Below are 17297 nucleotides of genomic sequence, written 5' to 3' on the forward strand. Positions count from 1 at the left end.
TTACCCACGTCCGATGTAGGGCATCGTCGTGGCCATCACCGTCATGAACTGAACGTTTGCTTCAAGCGGCAGGTTCGCCATGTGCAGGACGGACTGTGCTGCATCTTCGACGGCCATTGTTGGGTCGGGCTGCTGCCCGTCTGCAATGGCCGCATCGACCAGACCCTGCACCATCTGTGTTCGCGCATTGCCGATATCGATCTGCCCGCAAGCGATATTGAAGCCCCTCCCGTCCAAAGACAGACTGCGGGTCAGGCCCGTTATGGCGTGTTTTGTCGCCGAGTAATGCACCGAGTTGGGGCGCGGCACATGGGCGGCAATTGAGCCGTTATTGATGATGCGCCCGCCTTGCGGCGATTGGTGACGCATGATCCGAAACGCCTCGCGAGCGCACAGGAACATGCCGTTCAGGTTGACGGCGACGCTTTGGTACCAATCGTCCAACGCAATCTCGTCAATCGTTCCCCCCGGCGCGAAAATTCCGGCGTTGTTAAACAGAACATCCAAATGGCCCGCTTTGCCCTGAAACTCTCCAAAGGCGGCCTCGACCGCTTGTGCATCGGTGACATCCGCGACCAATGGAATTGCGTTTGCGTGCTCTGCAGCCATTTGGTTCAGCCTGTCAGCACTGCGCGCCAATAGACCAACCGTCCATCCTTGGGCCAGAAACAATTCAGCAGTGGCGCGCCCTATGCCAGAACTTGCGCCGGTCACAATAATGGAAGTCATGTCTCTTCTGCCTCCAATGTCAGCGAGGCCGCCGGGACAGCGCGCAGGTCGTCCACACGCAGCGGATAGGTCGGCTTGGCAAGCCGGTTGCGCACGACCCAGATCAGCCTTTCCTGCGCGCGTGTGATGGCCACATAGGCCAGACGTTTCCACAACGGCTGTCCAGCCTCAGTGCGGCCCATACGGGCAGCGGCATAGATATCCGGAGCGAAAACCTGAACAGTGTCCCACTGCGACCCTTGCGCCTTGTGAATGGTGACTGCTGCACCGTGCAAAAAGGTGGCGCCCATGCGCGCGGCAAAGGGAATGAACGGCTCTTCCTCGTCCGGTTTTTCAATCTTGACGATGGATGCGGCGCTGACCTGAGGGTCTTCGGCACCCATCACGTGCAACCTGGAAAAGCCCGGTTTGCGGCCAGGGCCCAGATAGATGACCTGAGCGCCCTTGATCAGACCACGCGCCTCAAGATCCAGCCGTTTCTTGCGATGTTTAAGGGGCAGTTCGATACCGTCGCAGATAAGCGGTTCGCCTTCCAACAATTCGGTATCCGGCGCGCCGTGAACATTTCGAAAAGCCTGAATCAACCGAATGCGGGTTGCATTGCGCCAGACCAGAACGGGACTGCGGGCCATCAGATCGACCTCGACCCGCTGCCCCCAAACCACACGGTCGTCCTGACGGGCGGTCTGCTCGACCATGCGTTCAAAATCTTCGAACCCCATCTGAGGGTCCGACAGCGCATGGGCAAGGTCCAATATCGGGTTATCCGCATCCTGCCGATGAACTCGGTGAAGGATTTGTTTGCGCGGTTCCGGCAATGCCTCGAACACCATGCTGCCCGACTGATTGACCGGCGCCAATTGTGCCGGGTCACCAAACAGCAGAAGTGTTGGGAAGATTTCCTGCAGGTCTTCGAACTGCCGGTCATCCAGCATCGAGGCTTCGTCCACAAACCCAATGTCCAACGGCTCGTCCCGGCGCTTCCAGCCGGTGATAAAATCGGAGCCCCGTAACCCTGCCGCGGCCAGAGCGCCCGGGATGGACTTGTTGTTCTGGTAAAACGCCGCGGCGCGATCCAGCGCCTCGTCGGTCAGGCCCTCGATTTCGGGACGTTCGTCATTGCCAGCCAACCATTCGGCAATGCGCTCATATTCAGGGTCGTAGACGGGTGTATAAAGGATGCGGTGGATCGTGGTGGCTGGCACCCCGCGCAGACGCAATACGCTGGCCGCTTTGTTCGTCGGGGCCAAGATCGCCAGACTGCGTTTTTCACGGGCTTTGCGGCTCTCGAAATCGCCGGACACGATCTGAACGCCGGTGTCCGCAATGGCTTTGTAAAGCTCAGCCAGCAGCAGGGTTTTTCCGGACCCCGCCTTGCCAATCACGGCCATCACACCGGACTTACCCGATCCCGGAAGCTTCAGCAGCGCGTCATCGTCAAGGTCAACACCTGCCGACTTCAGCATCTCAGAGATGCTGTCATACGCGGCGGCCTGGTCGTCAGAGTAAGTCACAGAGGGCAAAGACATGGCGCGACCCTACAAGCCCGCGCCAGCTATCACCAGATGTGGAATTCGGTTTTCATCCTGTCACGCTGACAATGCAAACGGGTGTTGCCTGCCAACGCCGAAAGCCGTCCTGAACCACAGCCGCGACAATTCACGCGGGATGCCTGCGCGCTTGGCCACGCGGTTGCAGTCGTCCGCCGAATACGGCCACATCCCGACCGAGATTTGTTCACGTCCCTTACCTTCCGTGCCCAGCACGATCGGGGATGATCCGATCAGGCGATAGATGCGAATCATACGCGCATCAAAAACACCCGCAATGTGGGTTAGACCAAACCCCTCCATCATCTCGCCACCGCTAAGCATGATGGCCCCGGCCGTGTGCGGGCTTGCCGTGCGCGACAGGCAAAAGCGCGTCACTTCCCAGATCAAGGGGCTGTTGATTGGTTTGCCGCCCGTCAGGTGTCCGAACACCTCGTTCACCATGACCGAACCGGTCGTCGGCAAAACACGCATGGACCCACCATGGCTGCCATCCGGTTCTTCCCAAATAACATAGATCGGGTTCAGATCATCGTACTGATCCCGCTCTTCCCCCTTTTCGTTGACATGAACATCCCAGCCCAACCGGGTTTTGAATTGATCGGCGCGGTCCCGAAACATCCCCTCGGCCAGTTTTGGATATTTGTGCAATTCGTCAGCATAGACATAACGCAACATGGCTCTTTTCCCCTTGTCGTCCTGTGCAAGAACGAAGGGGGTACAAAGTCGTGGTTAATTTCCGGTTTTTAGTGCGCGCGCGCCTTAAACCACTATTAACCCTCGGCTCAAGGCCGTTGCGATAGCATGAGTTGTGTTTTGCGCACCCAACTTGGCGCGTGCGCTTTCGATATAGACCCTCAGCGTGTGTTCCGAGATCGACAAGGAATGAGCGACCTGTGCCCTGCTATAACCCAGGGCGAGCAAGGTCATGGCGTCCACTTCACGCGGCGACAATCCGCGTGAAGATTCGGGCTGACGGTCACTTTCAAACTCCAGCGCCTTCCGGTTGAAGTAATGCGCGATCAGGATCAACTCACGCCCATGCGTTTCGATGAATCTCTGCCAGGTTTCATCATCACAGGTGTGGTTGACAGTAAACAAGGCGAATTGACCATTCGGCCCACGGATCGGAATGGAATAACCTTGATTGCCAACGCCGTGCTCTAATGCATCCTTCAAAAATGTCTTGGCAACCTTGCCCGACCAATCCAGCGTCTTCCAGTCCACCGGATGAAACCGTTGGAAACTGCCCAGTATGACCGGATCGATTCTATGATAGTTACGCTCGCGGTACCGTTCGGCCCAGACGTCGGGATAGGTGGTATAGCCGTATTGATCACCGGCCCCGTCGACCCAATGGTAAATCAGGTTTTCAATCTGCAGCCTGTCCCGCAGGCGAATGGCGACTTCGCTTAGTTCGTCAAGCGAGCTGGTGTTTTCCAAGTCCTCCAGAACCTGGCTCATATCGAGTTTTGTTGCCATCCGCTGGTGCTCGAACCTCATTCTTTCTGGACGAGATTTCGGCTGCGGCGATCAGCTTGGTGTCATCCAACTGCTCGGCAAGCGCGGTCAAACCGTTTTCAACAGCAAAGGCGCTGAGGTCCGACAGTACGTCCAGTATCCACTCATTTTGCGCCATCAGCGTCTCTCCGAAACGGTTAACGAAGGGTTAACACAACCATAGCATGAGGAAGTTTTTTTAGCCTATTCACTGATTTCTACTCCCCAAAAACAGCGGGGCATTTTCGATTAAGCCTTTGAAAAGGCTGATACCACCGCCCAAAAGAGAAACACCCGCGAGCCGGAAAACCGATTCGCGGGTGTTTTGGATTTTGTCTGAGACGAACTTAGTCGCGTGCGGCCAGAACCTCTTCCAAGGTGCGCATCCCGGTCTGTGGAGCCTGAACCAGCACCGACATGTTGCCCGGCTTATGCTCGTTCCGCAGCATCTTCATGTGCGCCTCGGGCAGATCATTCCAGGTGAACACTTCGGACATGCAGGGATCCAATCGACGCTCGACCATCAGCTGGTTTGCTGCGGCCGCCTGTTTCAGGTGAGCAAAGTGCGAACCCTGCAGACGCTTCTGGTGCATCCACATGTAGCGCACGTCAAAGGTCAGGTTATAGCCGGTTGTACCGGCACAGATTACAACCATACCGCCTTTTTTAACGACGAAGGTCGAAACCGGGAAGGTGCTTTCGCCGGGGTGCTCGAACACCATGTCGACGTTGTTGCCTTTACCGGTGATGTCCCAAATGGCTTTGCCGAACTTGCGGGCCTCTTTGAACCACTCGGCATATTCGGGTGTGTTGACCGTCGGCAGCTGACCCCAGCAGTTGAAGTCCTTGCGGTTTAGAACGCCCTTGGCACCCAGACCCATCACAAAGTCGCGCTTGCTTTCGTCCGAGATCACACCGATGGCGTTTGCACCTGCGGTATTGATCAGCTGGATCGCATAAGACCCCAGGCCACCCGACGCACCCCAAACCAGAACGTTCTGACCCGGCTTCAAGTCATGCGGCTCGTGACCGAACAGCATCCGGTAGGCGGTTGCCAGTGTCAGCGTATAGCAGGCGCTTTCTTCCCAAGTCAGGTGCTTGGGACGCGGCATCAACTGTTGAGCCTGAACATTTGTGAACTGCGCGAACGAACCGTCCGGAGTTTCATAGCCCCAAATCCGCTGGCTATCCGAATACATCGGGTCGCCACCATTACAATGCTCGTCGTCGCCGTCATCCTGATTGCAGTGGATGACAACTTCATCACCGACTTTCCAGCGGGTGACTTTTGAACCAACTGCCCAAACGATGCCAGACGCATCCGAACCAGCAATGTGATAAGGTGCCTTATGGCCGTCAAAAGGCGAGATCGGCTTGCCCAGCGAGGCCCAGACGCCGTTGTAGTTGACGCCTGCAGCCATGACCAGAACCAGCACTTCGTGACTGTCCAGCACGGGGACGTCTACGACTTCCTGAATCATCGCGGTGTCCGGGTCGCCGTGGCGCTCCTTGCGGATCGCCCATGCATACATTTTCTTGGGCACAAAACCCATCGGAGGGATTTCACCCATCTCATAGAGGTCTTTTTCCGGTGCCTCGTACGACGCGATGCCGCTGTCGGTGTCCAGAGCCATGTTGGCCTCCTTCAGTTCTAAACCTTTGCCGCGATGCAGAATCGCGTGCATTAACCGATGGAATATTGGCCTTTAGGAAATAATGCAACCGAAATCGGTGCCATTTTGTAACTTTATGACCCAGCGGATGCAGAAATTTCTTTCGCATCTGCAGCATTTCCCTCGTCTGGTCCCATCGGAACCGAGGCTGCATAATACTCCAGAAGATCAACCCTTTGACCGGACAGGCATATTTTTCCGTCACTGCGCCTGAGAATTCGCCGTTCGACCAACTGATCAATCGCGGCCTCAACCGATGTCTGGTTCTCTTGATCCGTCATTCCATTGCGACGCATGAGCTCGACAATCACCTGAACGGCATCGGCCTCCGACATCTCTTTATGCTTTTGCATTAGCCAACACGCGGCGGGTACCGGGACCAGCGGGATGGCAGCGCGGAGTCGCGTCATCAGGTCACGCGCCAAATCGGTCATCAGATCGCGCTGATGATCTGCCCGAAACGCCCGCAAGGAAACGGGCTGACCATATCGGACCGAGGCTAGGCCAAATCGTTTGTAGCGCCCGATCACGCGCCGCCAGAGTTGTTTGAGGATCCATCTGGTGATTACACCGATCCGCGCGCGAAACCGTCGTTCATTGCCTAATGCGGCACGCGTCAGAACAGTATCTTCGAGCACACGATCATAGTTCAGCGCCACGGGGACGAATACAACATCGCGGCCCTCTTCCGAGGTCCCGTCAATAATGTATTTGAGCAAACCCAGCTTTGGACGACCCAGGGCACCAGTCAGACTTAACCCACCTTCGGGGAACATGGCCTGCGTCACTCCTGCCGCGGTCGCGTGGCGCACATAACAGGACAGCACCTGACGATAGAGATCATTGCCGGACTTTCGCCGGATAAAATAAGCCCCCATCGCACGGATCAGACGGCTAAGGGGCCAGACACGGGCCCATTCACCCACCGCATAAGAAAGGGCCGAATGTTGCGCTGCGAGGTAGGTAACGAGCACATAGTCCATATTGCTGCGATGATTCATGACGAAAACCACCGTGGCGTCGGGGTCGATGTTTTCGACAGCGTCTTCGTCCTGATAGCTAAGCTGCACATGATAAAACGCATTGCTCAGCAAACGAGCCAGACGGATCGCAATGCTGAAATAGGCAACGGCTGAAAACGAGGGAACGATCTCACGCGCGTATCGCTGCGCTTGCTCGAACGCCACAGCATCGGGGACACCCGTTTCGCGTGCGTGATCCTGAACGGCCTGACCAACCTGCGGGTCATAGATCAGGCGCTGAATCATATCGTGACGGTGTGCCAACTTGAACGGCTGGATCGGCCGCTTCAGGCGCGTGTTCAATCGTTTCACCGCTCGTTCAAGGCGACGCCTGAAAAACCACCGCACCGACGGGAACAGAAAATGTGATGCCAAAGTGACCACGGCAAACACCAGGATCAGCAAAAAAAGCCAAAGCGGAAGTTCCACGGTCTGAGTCATGCGTGCACCCTGCCACCAAACGCTGCGTCCTACAATCTGAAGAACCTAGTATGCCGCGACGCAGCGAATTGACATGTCCCGAAAATTGCGCTTTAGAGGCCAAGAACGTAATTTTCTTGCCCAACCGAGACGCGAGGTCCAGCTATGACGCAGACGCAGAAAGATCGCCCCTGGCTCATCCGAACCTATGCCGGTCATTCCACCGCCAAAGCGTCGAATGCGTTGTATCGCGGGAACTTGGCAAAAGGCCAGACGGGCCTGTCGGTGGCCTTCGATCTGCCCACGCAGACCGGATATGACAGCGATCATACGCTCGCGCGCGGCGAAGTGGGCAAGGTTGGCGTACCTGTCGGCCACCTGGGCGATATGCGAGTTCTGTTCGACCAGATTCCGTTGGAACAGATGAACACTTCGATGACGATCAACGCGACAGCGCCTTGGCTGCTTGCGCTTTACATCGCTGTGGCCGAGGAACAAGGCGCAGATATCTCCAAACTGCAGGGCACGGTACAAAACGACCTGATCAAGGAATACCTGAGCCGCGGCACCTATGTCTGCCCGCCCAAACCCTCGCTTAAGATGATCGCAGACGTGGCCGAGTACTGTTATACCAACGTGCCGAAATGGAACCCGATGAACGTGTGTTCCTATCACCTGCAAGAAGCCGGCGCGACACCGGAGCAAGAGCTGTCTTATGCGCTGGCCACCGCCATCGCCGTTCTGGACGAACTGCGCCCTCGTGTTCCCGCCGAGGATTTCCCGGCACTTTGCGGACGGATTTCGTTCTTTGTTAACGCAGGTATCCGCTTTGTCACTGAAATGTGCAAAATGCGCGCTTTCGTCGATCTTTGGGACGAAATCCTGCGCGACCGCTACGGCGTAGAGAACCCGAAATTCCGCCGATTCCGGTATGGCGTTCAGGTCAACTCGCTCGGTTTGACCGAGCAGCAGCCTGAAAACAACGTCTACCGCATCCTGATCGAGATGCTGGCCGTGACTCTTTCGAAAAAAGCCCGCGCCCGCGCAGTTCAGCTGCCTGCATGGAACGAGGCACTGGGCCTGCCCCGCCCGTGGGATCAGCAGTGGTCCATGCGGATGCAACAGATTCTGGCCTATGAGACCGACCTTCTGGAATATGGTGACCTGTTCGATGGCAACCCCGCCGTGGACGCGAAGGTTGAAGAATTGAAACAGGGCGCACGCGCCGAACTGGCCAATCTGGATTCGATGGGCGGTGCGGTTGCGTCGATCGAATACATGAAGTCACGGCTTGTTGATTCAAACGCTGAACGCCTGAACCGCATTGAACGGAACGAAACTGTCGTTGTCGGTGTGAACAAGTGGATCGAAGGCGAACCCTCGCCCCTGCAGACCAAAGATGGCGGCATCATGGTCGTTGATCCCGCAGTCGAACAAGAACAAATCGCGCGCCTGAATGAATGGCGGCAAGATCGCGATGACACAGCTGTCGCGGCGGCTCTGGCCGCGCTACGCGAAGCGGCGCAAAACGGCACCAACGTCATGGAGCCCTCAATCGCAGCTGCCAAGGCTGGTGTAACCACCGGTGAGTGGGCCGAAGAAATGCGCAAAGTCTACGGTACCTATCGTGGGCCCACGGGCGTTTCGGGCTCGGTCTCGAACAAAACAGAGGGCTTGGAAGATCTGCGGGCCGCAGTGGATGCGGTCAGCGACAAGCTTGGCCGTCGCCTGAAATTCCTGGTCGGAAAACCCGGCCTGGACGGTCATTCGAACGGTGCGGAACAGATCGCATTCCGCGCACGTGATTGCGGTATGGAAATCAGTTACGAAGGTATCCGCCTGACGCCAGAGGAAATCGTAACTGCCGCAGTGGATGACGACGCACATGTCATCGGTCTGTCAATTCTTTCCGGCAGCCACATTCCGCTTGTGCAGGACGTCATGAACCGACTGCGCGAGGCCGGGCTGGATCATATTCCGGTGATTGTTGGTGGCATCATCCCCGATGACGATGCCGCAAAGCTCACTGCGATGGGCGTCGCAAAGATCTATACGCCCAAGAATTTTGAGCTGAATGCAATCATGGGCGATATCGTCACCCTGGTAGATCCGCAAACCCTCGCTGCTGAGTAATATCTGCCAATTTCGCCAATTCCTCTTCTATCCCCTGAACAAAAGGGGATAGATAATTTATTTCTTTGGAATTACGGTGTGCCATCGGGGACAGCGGTAATGACTAACTCCTGGGAGAGGGTGAATGTCGGGGACAAATCTGGAAAAAATGTCGCGTAAAGAACTACTCGAATTGCGCGAAAAGGTCGAAAAAGCACTAATCGACGCGGAAAAGCGCGAACGGAAAGAGGCGTTAAAAGCCGCTGAAAAAGCCGCTGCAGAATTTGGATTTTCATTGTCAGAATTGGCAAAAGACAACCCGACTTCCGGAAAAATTGCAAAAGCAAAATACAGAAATCCTGCAGATCCAAAACAAACATGGTCGGGTCGCGGCCGAAAACCGCAATGGCTTCATGACGCATTGAAATCCGGGGCGGATATCTCGGATCTGGAAATCTAATATCTAATTGGAACTGATCCCAAAATGACCATTCATATTGGAGCCCAAAAAGGCGACATCGCAGAAACGGTTCTTCTTCCTGGCGATCCTTATCGCGCAAAATGGGCGGCCGCAACGTTTTTGGACGATGTGAAGCAAGTCAATGACGTTCGCGGTATGCTGGGCTTTACCGGAAGCTGGAAAGGCAACCCTGTCACCATTCAGGGCAGCGGTATGGGCATGCCGTCCTTGTCGATTTACGTCAACGAATTGATCCGGGACTACGGGGCCAAAACGCTGATCCGCATCGGCTCCTGCGGGGGAATGCAGGACAGCGTGAATGTCCGTGATGTGATCCTTGCGATGACCTCGACCACGCTTAGCTCACCGTCACGCGGCATCATGAAAGAGCTGAACTTTGCACCCTGCGCTGATTGGGGGCTGCTTCAGGCGGCGGCTCAGGCGGCAGCGGCCAAAGGCACGCCAACCCATGTTGGTGGCATCTACTCGTCGGACGTTTTCTATGACGAACGCCCAGATCTGAACGAACAGATGGTGCGGCACGGTATTCTCGGGGTCGAGATGGAAGCTGCTGAGCTGTACATTCTGGCCGCGCGCCACAAATGCCGGGCATTGGCTGTTCTAACCGTTTCCGACCACTTGCTGACCGGCGAAGCTTTGCCCTCAGCTGATCGCGAAAGCAGTTTTGGCGATATGGTTGAAATCGCACTACAGGCGGCATTTCCGGCGGCGTAAATGCAAACATGCAGGGTGGGAAACCGCCCTGCTTATGCCGCTATTGCCCCTTCAGGCATTGAGTTGGAGCGTCGCCTCCCTGCTGCTGAGCGCCACAAAATGCACACACCCAAACGCCTTCTTTGCGGTGCTGCCGCCAGCGGCAGTCCCGGCTCAAGGATGAGGTGCGCGATCGCCACAGGAAATAGGCAAATACTCCGCCTGCCAGAATAAGAAGCAAAATGGGCATGCCAATGCATGGCCCATTTTTCCCACTGGTGGCAAGCCCACAGTTGTCGGTTCAGGCGGCGTTAGCGTATTCGAACAAATCTGGGATGCGGTCATTTACGGGATTCACAGGTTCCGTAGTGTAATAGGACCACGCTTGTTCCAACGTTTTTAGAGCCTCTGATTTTGTGTTCTGTTTTTCTTCCATCGGAGAGATCCTGTTCTAATTCAGCACTCCTCCCTGATTGAAAAATAGACAGACGCGCCGACAGATTCACCGCATTTTTTTGCAGTTTCGGTATGCCCTGAACGCAACTAAGGCTGGCATTTGCATCTGCCAACCCTGGGCTTGATGCCGGTTACGCCGCCATGCAGGCATTCGCTTTGGCGGCCTGAGCCTCGCTTACGCCATCACCTGGAACAAATACTTCAGCCTGCTTGCCACCCTGCAGTTCGTATTGCGTCGTAAACGAACCACTAATCCCCGCCTGCCCGGCGCATTCCACTTGCTTGAATACAATATCCGCCCGATTGCTGCTCGATCCACCACAGGCCGAAAGAGCCGTGATCGCGGCGACAGACAAAACCTTAGTAAGTGTTTGAGTCATTGATGTTCTCCGAATTTTCAATACTCGCAGAACACGAAAAAACCCGGAAAGTTACCATCCCGGGTGTCATAATTTCTTTCGGCTGTGTTCAAACTGCGCGGTCAACCATCATCTTTTTGATTTCGGCAATCGCCTTGGCCGGGTTCAGACCCTTCGGACAGGTCTTGGCGCAATTCATGATCGTGTGGCAGCGATACAGTTTGAACGGGTCTTCCAACTCATCCAAACGTTCACCAGTGGCTTCGTCACGGCTGTCGATGATCCAGCGATACGCATGCAAAAGCGCAGCGGGCCCAAGGTAGCGATCCCCGTTCCACCAATAGCTGGGGCACGAGGTCGAGCAGCTGGCGCACATCACGCATTCATACAACCCATCAAGTTTTTTGCGGTCTTCGATGGATTGCTTCCACTCTTTCGCAGGACGGTTGGTCTTGGTTTCCAGCCACGGCATGATGCTTGCATGCTGCGCGTAGAAATGCGTTAGGTCAGGGATCAGGTCCTTGACGACCGGCATATGCGGCAGCGGATAAATCTTAACGTCACCCTTGATTTCATCCATGCCGTAAATACAGGCCAGCGTGTTGATCCCGTCGATATTCATCGCGCAGGAACCGCAGATACCTTCGCGGCAGGACCGGCGGAAGGTCAGCGTCGGGTCGATTTCATTCTTGATCTTGATCAGCGCGTCCAGAACCATCGGGCCGCAGTTGTCCATATCGACAAAATAGGTGTCTACACGTGGATTTTGACCGTCATCCGGGTTCCAGCGATAGATCTGGAATTTACGAACATTGGCCGCGCCTTCAGGCTTTGGCCAAGTTTTACCTGTAGTAATCCGAGAGTTCTTTGGCAGGGTGAGTTGTACCATTTCCGACCTCGCTAAAATCCTGCGTATAGATATACTCGGCGGGCCGGAAAGCCAACCTTTTAACCTTGAAAACACCCAAGAAAATTGGGCAAGTTCACCACAAAATTCCCGCGGCGCACAAGGATCGTGCCGCTGAAGAAACGAGTTGAGTTCAGGACAGCGCATGTCGATTAATGTCGTCAACATACCTTACGGCAATAAGAACCCCTACCAGAACATGCTGTATTCGGCCTGTAAGCCAGAGTTCTGCTTGATTGCTTCCAGAAGCGCTCCTTTGTCCGCGTTTGCAAAGGCTGATTTTCAACCCGATCAAAGCATCATTCATATTCATTGGGACGACCGGTTGTTCCCCAAGCCGGAAACGGAAGCGCAGGCTTCTGATTTTCGGTCTACCTGTGACGGCATGAGACAATACCAGGCCAATGGCGGGCGCGTGATCTGGACCATTCACAATCAGTTCGCGCATTCCGAAGGAGTCAAGACAGATTACTTCCGCAATAACCGCCGGGAATTAGCGGAAATTGTCGACCTGATTCACGTTCACACGCCCCATGCCCGGCAACATATGATTGATGAATATGGCACTGACCCAGATAAACTGCGCCTCATTCCGCATCCGAGCTATCTTGGTGTTTACGAACCGTCAGAGCAAACGTTGAAACGCCCCCTTCCCCTACGCGAGCGCACCCATTTCTTAAGCTTTGGAACAATGCGGGGCAGCCGTGAATTGGAACGGTTGGAAGATGCCGCAAAAAAAATGACCAATCGTGGTCACGACTTTCAGGTATCAGTCGTCGGGCGGGTGTATCCGTCCGGCCGCCGCCTGATGCGCCGCATGCGATCAAACCGAAATACTACGGTTATTCCAGATCGAATTCCTGATTCCGAAATAGCCCAAGTGTTCTCAAATGCGCATGCATACATGCTGCCGTCGACGACCACTTTTACCTCGGGAACGGCAATGCTGGCGCAGACCTATGGCTTGCCGATTATCGGCCCCGACATTGATGCGCACAAGCATACTACACCGGAGGCCTGTCATGATCTGCTCTATCCCGCGCGGAACCCAAGAGGCCTGATCCGCATGATGATGCGTGTGCTCAGCATGTCCGATGAGGAACTGGCCGAAAAACGTCAGGCCTGTCTCGACTTTGCGGTTGAACGCAGCCCGCACCGAATATCCGGCGACCTAAAACGCGCGTTGATTGAACTGACCTAGATGCGATCACCTGTTACACAATACCCGTCGTTCGCGCGGCAAAAACCGCGATTTCATCCAAAACTGCTTGGGGCGTCCTTCTGGTAAAAGTCTTGAAGATTGTTTCGTGCTCACCTTCGGTGGGCACACGCCGGACAAATCCCCATTCCTGCCGGTCAATTGCCCAGCTTTCGATTCCATTTTCGTACAGCCAACGCGCATAGCGGACATCCACGAATTTCTGGCTGTCTTTCATGAATTCATACGGAGCGACGTTCTTACCCATCGCGACCATGCCACATGTTGCAAGTTGATCAACGCGCTGCATCCGGCGCAATGGTTGGCCGCCCTTGACCACATCTCGTTGCCGATGGCTGGTCGGAGCCTTGTCAGTGTAGGTCGACGCGTGTGTTCCAAAAACCACTTTCTCCGGCCCCTTTTCCTCGAGCCGCTGAACCATGTGCTTTACGAAAATTTCGCTATAGATCAGATCATCATCGACGAAGAAAACGATGTCGTCGGGGTCGGGTGTCGTGAAGAACTTACCGACATCCTTCTGATCCTCTTCCGGTACAAAGGCGTTTATCTTGGGGTTGTCTCTAAACTCCGTCGGAACTTCACCCCATTCGTTCAGGCACAGGTACAGCGCGTCCACCTGATCGATGATCGACTGCACGGCAAGGGGTAACATTTTTTCCCGTAAAGGGTAGGAGGCCATATGTGCTCTAACCGCCATCACTCAACCTTTCGAAAACTTTAAACGAAGCGAAACTGTATCTGCGGGAATTGCCGTGGCCGTCCCGATTGAACGGGTTTGTCTCACCGCAATACATCTTCCAATTTGAGAACCGGTCTGCGACCCAGTTCGAATACTCACGATGGCGCACATGAGCGTTGTTTGGGTCAAAGACGAAATCGGACGAATAAATCACCACAAACCGTTTTGCCAAAGAAAACAGCCGATTCATATAGGCCTCAAAAACTTCGTCTTCGACCAGATGATAAATGACGTCCAGGGACAATGCAGCGTCGTGCGGCTCGACCTCCGCATCTGCCGGAAGAAACGTCCAGCCTGAACGCTCGCTGAATTGGGCATTACACTTGCGCACGCATTCTTCCGAGATATCCAGACCTGTGAATTGAGGGATATCAAAAAGGCTTGCCTGATTGCCATCGCCACTGCCCAATTCGACAACCGATTGTACGTCTTCAACTTCGACTAGGGTGTTGATGAAATTGGCCTTGTAAACCGCCAACCGGCCATAAGACCCAGCGCCAGAGTTTCTGCCCTGCGCGTAACGATTGGTCCAGTATTCGTTTGAGGAAAAATTACTCATGCTCGCACATCGACACTAGCGGGGCCGCAGAAACGGGTTCCACGGTCTTTGGGTGCGTATGGTCCTTTTCTCTCAACGATAGTAATCACCGCGTCGCCCCTCGGTCTCTGTCGCGTCTTTAGGTTTTACGACATCAGAACGTCCGCGCTTTGGGCGCGATTTTCTTCAGGCTGATGCCGCCTTCGTCTTCGGTTGTCAGCGGATCGGCAATGACCGGGCGATAGCTGAGATCAACCTGGTTGCCATCAACACGCGACACAGTATGAACGCGCCAGTTCTCATCATCACGCTCGGTGAAATCCTCATGCGCGTGCGCGCCGCGGGATTCCTTACGCGCCTCGGCGCCGACAATCGTGGCCAACGCGCTTGGCATTAGGTTGGTCAGCTCCAGCGTCTCCATCAGATCGCTGTTCCAGACCAGCGAGCGGTCGCTGACTTTCAGGTCGTCCATCTTGGCGGCGATCGCCGTCATCTTGTCGACGCCCTCGGCCATGGTTTTTGCTGTCCGGAAGACCGCTGCGTCTTCCTGCATGGTCTTCTGCATCTCAAGACGCAGATCGGCGGTCGCGATTGCACCGCTGGCATTGCGTACCGCGTCAAAGCGATCGAACGCCTTATCGACGGACGCCCGATTCAGCACCGGGTTCGGTGCCTCGGCATCCACAACCTTGCCCGCTTTGATTGCAGCAGCGCGGCCAAACACTACGAGGTCGATCAGTGAGTTCGAGCCCAAACGGTTCGCCCCATGAACCGAGGCACAGCCTGCTTCACCCACAGCCATCAATCCGGGGACAACGCCCGTCGGGTTGTCAGCGGTCGGGTTCAGAACCTCACCCCAATAGTTGGTTGGAATGCCGCCCATGTTGTAGTGCACGGTCGGCAGAACCGGTATCGGTTCCTTGGTGACGTCTACGCCCGCAAAGACACGTGCAGACTCGGAAATCCCCGGCAGACGTTCGGCCAGCGCCTCGGCCGGCAGGTGGCTGAGGTTCAGGTGAATGTGGTCGCCACCATCACCATGGCCACGGCCTTCGCGGATCTCCATTGTCATCGACCGCGAGACGTAGTCACGCGGCGCGAGGTCCTTGTACTGGGGCGCATAACGCTCCATGAACCGTTCGCCTTCGGAGTTGGTTAGGTAACCGCCCTCACCACGCGCGCCTTCGGTGATCAGGCAGCCAGAGCCGTAGATGCCGGTCGGGTGGAACTGAACGAACTCCATATCCTGCAGGGCCAGACCCGCGCGGGCCACCATGCCGCCACCATCGCCGGTGCAGGTATGGGCCGATGTTGCGCTGAAGTAGGCGCGGCCGTAACCGCCGGTTGCCAGCACTACCATCTTGGCGTTGAAGACATGCATCGTTCCGTCGTCCAGCTTCCAGCAGACAACGCCCTGACACTGCCCGTCTTCGGACATGATTAGGTCGATGGCGAAGTATTCGATATAAAATTCAGCGTTGTTCTTCAGCGACTGACCATACAGCGTGTGCAGGATTGCGTGACCGGTCCGGTCAGCAGCCGCACAGGTCCGCTGCACGGCCGGGCCTTCACCAAACTCGGTGGTGTGACCGCCGAAGGGACGCTGGTAGATCTTGCCTTCCTCAGTCCGGCTGAACGGCACGCCATAGTGTTCCAGTTCGTACACAGCCTTGGGGGCTTCACGCGCAAGGTATTCCATCGCGTCGGTGTCACCCAGCCAGTCCGAGCCTTTGACGGTGTCGTACATGTGCCACTGCCAGTGGTCCGGGCCCATGTTGGACAGAGATGCGGCGATTCCGCCCTGCGCGGCAACCGTGTGCGAGCGTGTCGGAAACACCTTCGTGACACATGCCGTGCGCAGACCTTGTTCTGCCATGCCCAGCGTGGCGCGCAGACCAGCGCCGCCAGCGCCGACAACAACCACGTCATATTCGTGTGTTTCGTATTCGTATGCAGCTGTCATTTGATTATTTCCTTACCGCGCGTTTCACAGAGCCAGCTTGATCAGGGCAAACAGCCCGGCAGCTATCAATGTGTAGCCAAACGCCGCGACGGCCATGAGGCTCAGCTTTTCTGCGACACCATGGACATAGTCTTCAATTGCGACCTGAGTTTCGTGGACCAGATGGATGATGACGACAACCATTGTCAGCCCGGTCACAATCGCCGGGAAGGGACGGCCATAATAAACCAGGACTTCTTCGTATGACCTGCCCAATCCGTTTGCGAAGACGAAGACAAACAGCGGTACAAGAAAGACAAGTGCCGCCGAGCTTACCATCATCTGCCAGTGATGATGCGTACCTTCGCCTCCGGCACCGGCACCCTGCGCGCGTTTGCGGTCAGTGAGGTAATTCATGGCCAATCTCCTTAAACCGCAATTGCCGTGATGAAGGCGAGGATGGTGGCCAACACCAGCATGCCGATCCCCATCTTTTCGGAGATACCGACATCTACGCAATACCCCAGATCCCAGATCACGTGACGCAGACGACCCAGCATGTGATAGAAGATCGCCCAGGTCGCAGCGAACATCACCAGATCACCCAGCCAGCTTCTCATCAGCCCATCGATGAAGTTGAATGCCGTTTCGGACGTTGCCGCCGCCAGAAACCACCAGACGACAAAGAATGCGATCGCAAGTGACGCAATACCCGTGATGCGCACAAGGATCGATGTCATCGAAGTCAGTTGGGGGCGGTAGATCGTGAGGTGAGGTGAAAGAGGGCGGTTGCCCCGATTTACATCGGCCATGTTGGCTCCTTTACGGTTGGCTTCCGAAGGTTTTACTGTTTTTTGCGGTTCTGTCACGTGCTGCAGATGCAAAAAAGTTCACAATTGACGCAAAATGACGGATATTTGCATTATGTGATCACACAAAATAAACTCGTGATCACAA

General features: G+C 55.5%; 17 protein-coding genes and 1 pseudogene. 4 read left to right on the forward strand and 14 right to left on the reverse strand.

Annotation, left to right across the window (positions count from 1 at the left end; all coding sequences use genetic code 11):
- The 7 genes from AC2FLJ_RS12605 to AC2FLJ_RS12635 all read right to left on the reverse strand — a co-directional run bounded on the left by AC2FLJ_RS12605 (position 1) and on the right by AC2FLJ_RS12635 (position 6915).
- The gene (locus AC2FLJ_RS12605; RefSeq protein WP_496706080.1) at positions 1 to 729 is read right to left on the reverse strand and encodes an SDR family oxidoreductase; all 729 of its coding nucleotides are present in this window, start codon (positions 727 to 729) and stop codon (positions 1 to 3) included.
- Positions 726 to 2258 (reverse strand): ATP-dependent DNA helicase, encoded by a 1533-nt coding sequence (locus tag AC2FLJ_RS12610; RefSeq protein ID WP_496706082.1) that lies wholly within the window; start codon positions 2256 to 2258, stop codon positions 726 to 728. The genes AC2FLJ_RS12605 and AC2FLJ_RS12610 overlap by 4 nt, the downstream gene beginning before the upstream one ends.
- Positions 2259 to 2318: 60 nt before the next feature.
- A complete protein-coding gene (locus tag AC2FLJ_RS12615; protein ID WP_496706084.1) occupies positions 2319 to 2957 on the reverse strand; it encodes an acyl-homoserine-lactone synthase in 639 nt (212 codons plus the stop codon).
- A gap of 84 nt (positions 2958 to 3041) precedes the next feature.
- The gene (locus AC2FLJ_RS12620; protein ID WP_282169795.1) at positions 3042 to 3761 is read right to left on the reverse strand and encodes a helix-turn-helix transcriptional regulator; all 720 of its coding nucleotides are present in this window, start codon (positions 3759 to 3761) and stop codon (positions 3042 to 3044) included.
- Positions 3700 to 3918: a hypothetical protein gene (locus AC2FLJ_RS12625; protein WP_058278773.1), complete on the reverse strand. Its 219-nt coding sequence runs from the start codon at positions 3916 to 3918 to the stop codon at positions 3700 to 3702. The genes AC2FLJ_RS12620 and AC2FLJ_RS12625 overlap by 62 nt, the downstream gene beginning before the upstream one ends.
- A gap of 208 nt (positions 3919 to 4126) precedes the next feature.
- The gene (gene ccrA / locus AC2FLJ_RS12630) at positions 4127 to 5413 is read right to left on the reverse strand and encodes a crotonyl-CoA carboxylase/reductase (protein ID WP_058273680.1); all 1287 of its coding nucleotides are present in this window, start codon (positions 5411 to 5413) and stop codon (positions 4127 to 4129) included.
- Between the two features lie 113 nt (positions 5414 to 5526).
- Entirely contained in the window at positions 5527 to 6915 is a 1389-nt protein-coding gene (locus AC2FLJ_RS12635) for a 1-acyl-sn-glycerol-3-phosphate acyltransferase (RefSeq protein WP_496698784.1), read from the reverse strand.
- Between the two features lie 141 nt (positions 6916 to 7056).
- On the opposite strand from AC2FLJ_RS12635, the pseudogene AC2FLJ_RS12640 reads away from it, so the two are divergent.
- The 3 genes and pseudogenes from AC2FLJ_RS12640 to deoD all read left to right on the forward strand — a co-directional run.
- A pseudogene (locus tag AC2FLJ_RS12640) lies at positions 7057 to 9027 on the forward strand (methylmalonyl-CoA mutase family protein); the annotation flags it as partial.
- 124 nt (positions 9028 to 9151) lie between these two features.
- On the forward strand, positions 9152 to 9466 hold the full coding sequence (locus AC2FLJ_RS12645; RefSeq protein WP_058278776.1) for an H-NS histone family protein: 315 nt from the start codon (positions 9152 to 9154) through the stop codon (positions 9464 to 9466).
- 24 nt (positions 9467 to 9490) lie between these two features.
- Positions 9491 to 10201 carry a purine-nucleoside phosphorylase gene (deoD, locus tag AC2FLJ_RS12650; RefSeq protein ID WP_496698781.1) on the forward strand — a complete coding sequence of 237 codons (711 nt, stop codon included), beginning with the start codon at positions 9491 to 9493 and terminating at the stop codon, positions 10199 to 10201.
- Positions 10202 to 10767: 566 nt separating this feature from the next.
- On the opposite strand, the gene AC2FLJ_RS12655 is transcribed toward deoD, so the two are convergent.
- A complete protein-coding gene (locus AC2FLJ_RS12655) occupies positions 10768 to 11016 on the reverse strand; it encodes a hypothetical protein (RefSeq protein ID WP_058278778.1) in 249 nt (82 codons plus the stop codon).
- 88 nt (positions 11017 to 11104) lie between these two features.
- Positions 11105 to 11884, reverse strand: coding sequence for a succinate dehydrogenase iron-sulfur subunit (locus AC2FLJ_RS12660; RefSeq protein ID WP_496698778.1), 780 nt, complete (start codon positions 11882 to 11884; stop codon positions 11105 to 11107).
- A gap of 217 nt (positions 11885 to 12101) precedes the next feature.
- Between AC2FLJ_RS12660 and AC2FLJ_RS12665 the strand changes: the two genes are divergently transcribed.
- Positions 12102 to 13103: a glycosyltransferase family 4 protein gene (locus tag AC2FLJ_RS12665; RefSeq protein WP_496706085.1), complete on the forward strand. Its 1002-nt coding sequence runs from the start codon at positions 12102 to 12104 to the stop codon at positions 13101 to 13103.
- A gap of 13 nt (positions 13104 to 13116) precedes the next feature.
- Here the strand turns inward: AC2FLJ_RS12665 and AC2FLJ_RS12670 are convergent, their stop codons facing one another.
- The 5 genes from AC2FLJ_RS12670 to sdhC all read right to left on the reverse strand — a co-directional run bounded on the left by AC2FLJ_RS12670 (position 13117) and on the right by sdhC (position 17152).
- Positions 13117 to 13773 (reverse strand): hypothetical protein, encoded by a 657-nt coding sequence (locus tag AC2FLJ_RS12670; protein WP_496698774.1) that lies wholly within the window; start codon positions 13771 to 13773, stop codon positions 13117 to 13119.
- Positions 13774 to 13807: 34 nt separating this feature from the next.
- On the reverse strand, positions 13808 to 14419 hold the full coding sequence (locus AC2FLJ_RS12675) for a class I SAM-dependent methyltransferase (protein ID WP_282169801.1): 612 nt from the start codon (positions 14417 to 14419) through the stop codon (positions 13808 to 13810).
- Positions 14420 to 14552: 133 nt separating this feature from the next.
- The gene (gene sdhA, locus AC2FLJ_RS12680) at positions 14553 to 16361 is read right to left on the reverse strand and encodes a succinate dehydrogenase flavoprotein subunit (RefSeq protein ID WP_496698772.1); all 1809 of its coding nucleotides are present in this window, start codon (positions 16359 to 16361) and stop codon (positions 14553 to 14555) included.
- 24 nt (positions 16362 to 16385) lie between these two features.
- Positions 16386 to 16757, reverse strand: coding sequence for a succinate dehydrogenase, hydrophobic membrane anchor protein (gene sdhD / locus AC2FLJ_RS12685; protein ID WP_496698770.1), 372 nt, complete (start codon positions 16755 to 16757; stop codon positions 16386 to 16388).
- 11 nt (positions 16758 to 16768) lie between these two features.
- The gene (gene sdhC, locus AC2FLJ_RS12690; protein ID WP_058278905.1) at positions 16769 to 17152 is read right to left on the reverse strand and encodes a succinate dehydrogenase, cytochrome b556 subunit; all 384 of its coding nucleotides are present in this window, start codon (positions 17150 to 17152) and stop codon (positions 16769 to 16771) included.
- Positions 17153 to 17297: the final 145 nt, after the last annotated feature.

The sequence above is a fragment of the Ruegeria sp. CDSA034 genome (assembly GCF_059612275.1).

Coding starts and splice junctions, on each gene's coding strand:
- AC2FLJ_RS12670 (WP_496698774.1), bottom strand. CDS start 13,773: ATGTTACCCCTTGCCGTGCAGTCGATCATCGATCAGGTGGACGCGCTG.
- AC2FLJ_RS12610 (WP_496706082.1), bottom strand. CDS start 2,258: ATGTCTTTGCCCTCTGTGACTTACTCTGACGACCAGGCCGCCGCGTAT.
- AC2FLJ_RS12645 (WP_058278776.1), top strand. CDS start 9,152: ATGTCGGGGACAAATCTGGAAAAAATGTCGCGTAAAGAACTACTCGAA.
- sdhD (WP_496698770.1), bottom strand. CDS start 16,757: ATGAATTACCTCACTGACCGCAAACGCGCGCAGGGTGCCGGTGCCGGA.
- AC2FLJ_RS12665 (WP_496706085.1), top strand. CDS start 12,102: ATGCTGTATTCGGCCTGTAAGCCAGAGTTCTGCTTGATTGCTTCCAGA.
- sdhC (WP_058278905.1), bottom strand. CDS start 17,152: ATGGCCGATGTAAATCGGGGCAACCGCCCTCTTTCACCTCACCTCACG.
- sdhA (WP_496698772.1), bottom strand. CDS start 16,361: ATGACAGCTGCATACGAATACGAAACACACGAATATGACGTGGTTGTT.
- AC2FLJ_RS12620 (WP_282169795.1), bottom strand. CDS start 3,761: ATGGCAACAAAACTCGATATGAGCCAGGTTCTGGAGGACTTGGAAAAC.
- AC2FLJ_RS12655 (WP_058278778.1), bottom strand. CDS start 11,016: ATGACTCAAACACTTACTAAGGTTTTGTCTGTCGCCGCGATCACGGCT.
- AC2FLJ_RS12615 (WP_496706084.1), bottom strand. CDS start 2,957: ATGTTGCGTTATGTCTATGCTGACGAATTGCACAAATATCCAAAACTG.
- ccrA (WP_058273680.1), bottom strand. CDS start 5,413: ATGGCTCTGGACACCGACAGCGGCATCGCGTCGTACGAGGCACCGGAA.
- AC2FLJ_RS12625 (WP_058278773.1), bottom strand. CDS start 3,918: ATGGCGCAAAATGAGTGGATACTGGACGTACTGTCGGACCTCAGCGCC.
- AC2FLJ_RS12635 (WP_496698784.1), bottom strand. CDS start 6,915: ATGACTCAGACCGTGGAACTTCCGCTTTGGCTTTTTTTGCTGATCCTG.
- AC2FLJ_RS12605 (WP_496706080.1), bottom strand. CDS start 729: ATGACTTCCATTATTGTGACCGGCGCAAGTTCTGGCATAGGGCGCGCC.
- AC2FLJ_RS12660 (WP_496698778.1), bottom strand. CDS start 11,884: ATGGTACAACTCACCCTGCCAAAGAACTCTCGGATTACTACAGGTAAA.
- deoD (WP_496698781.1), top strand. CDS start 9,491: ATGACCATTCATATTGGAGCCCAAAAAGGCGACATCGCAGAAACGGTT.
- AC2FLJ_RS12675 (WP_282169801.1), bottom strand. CDS start 14,419: ATGAGTAATTTTTCCTCAAACGAATACTGGACCAATCGTTACGCGCAG.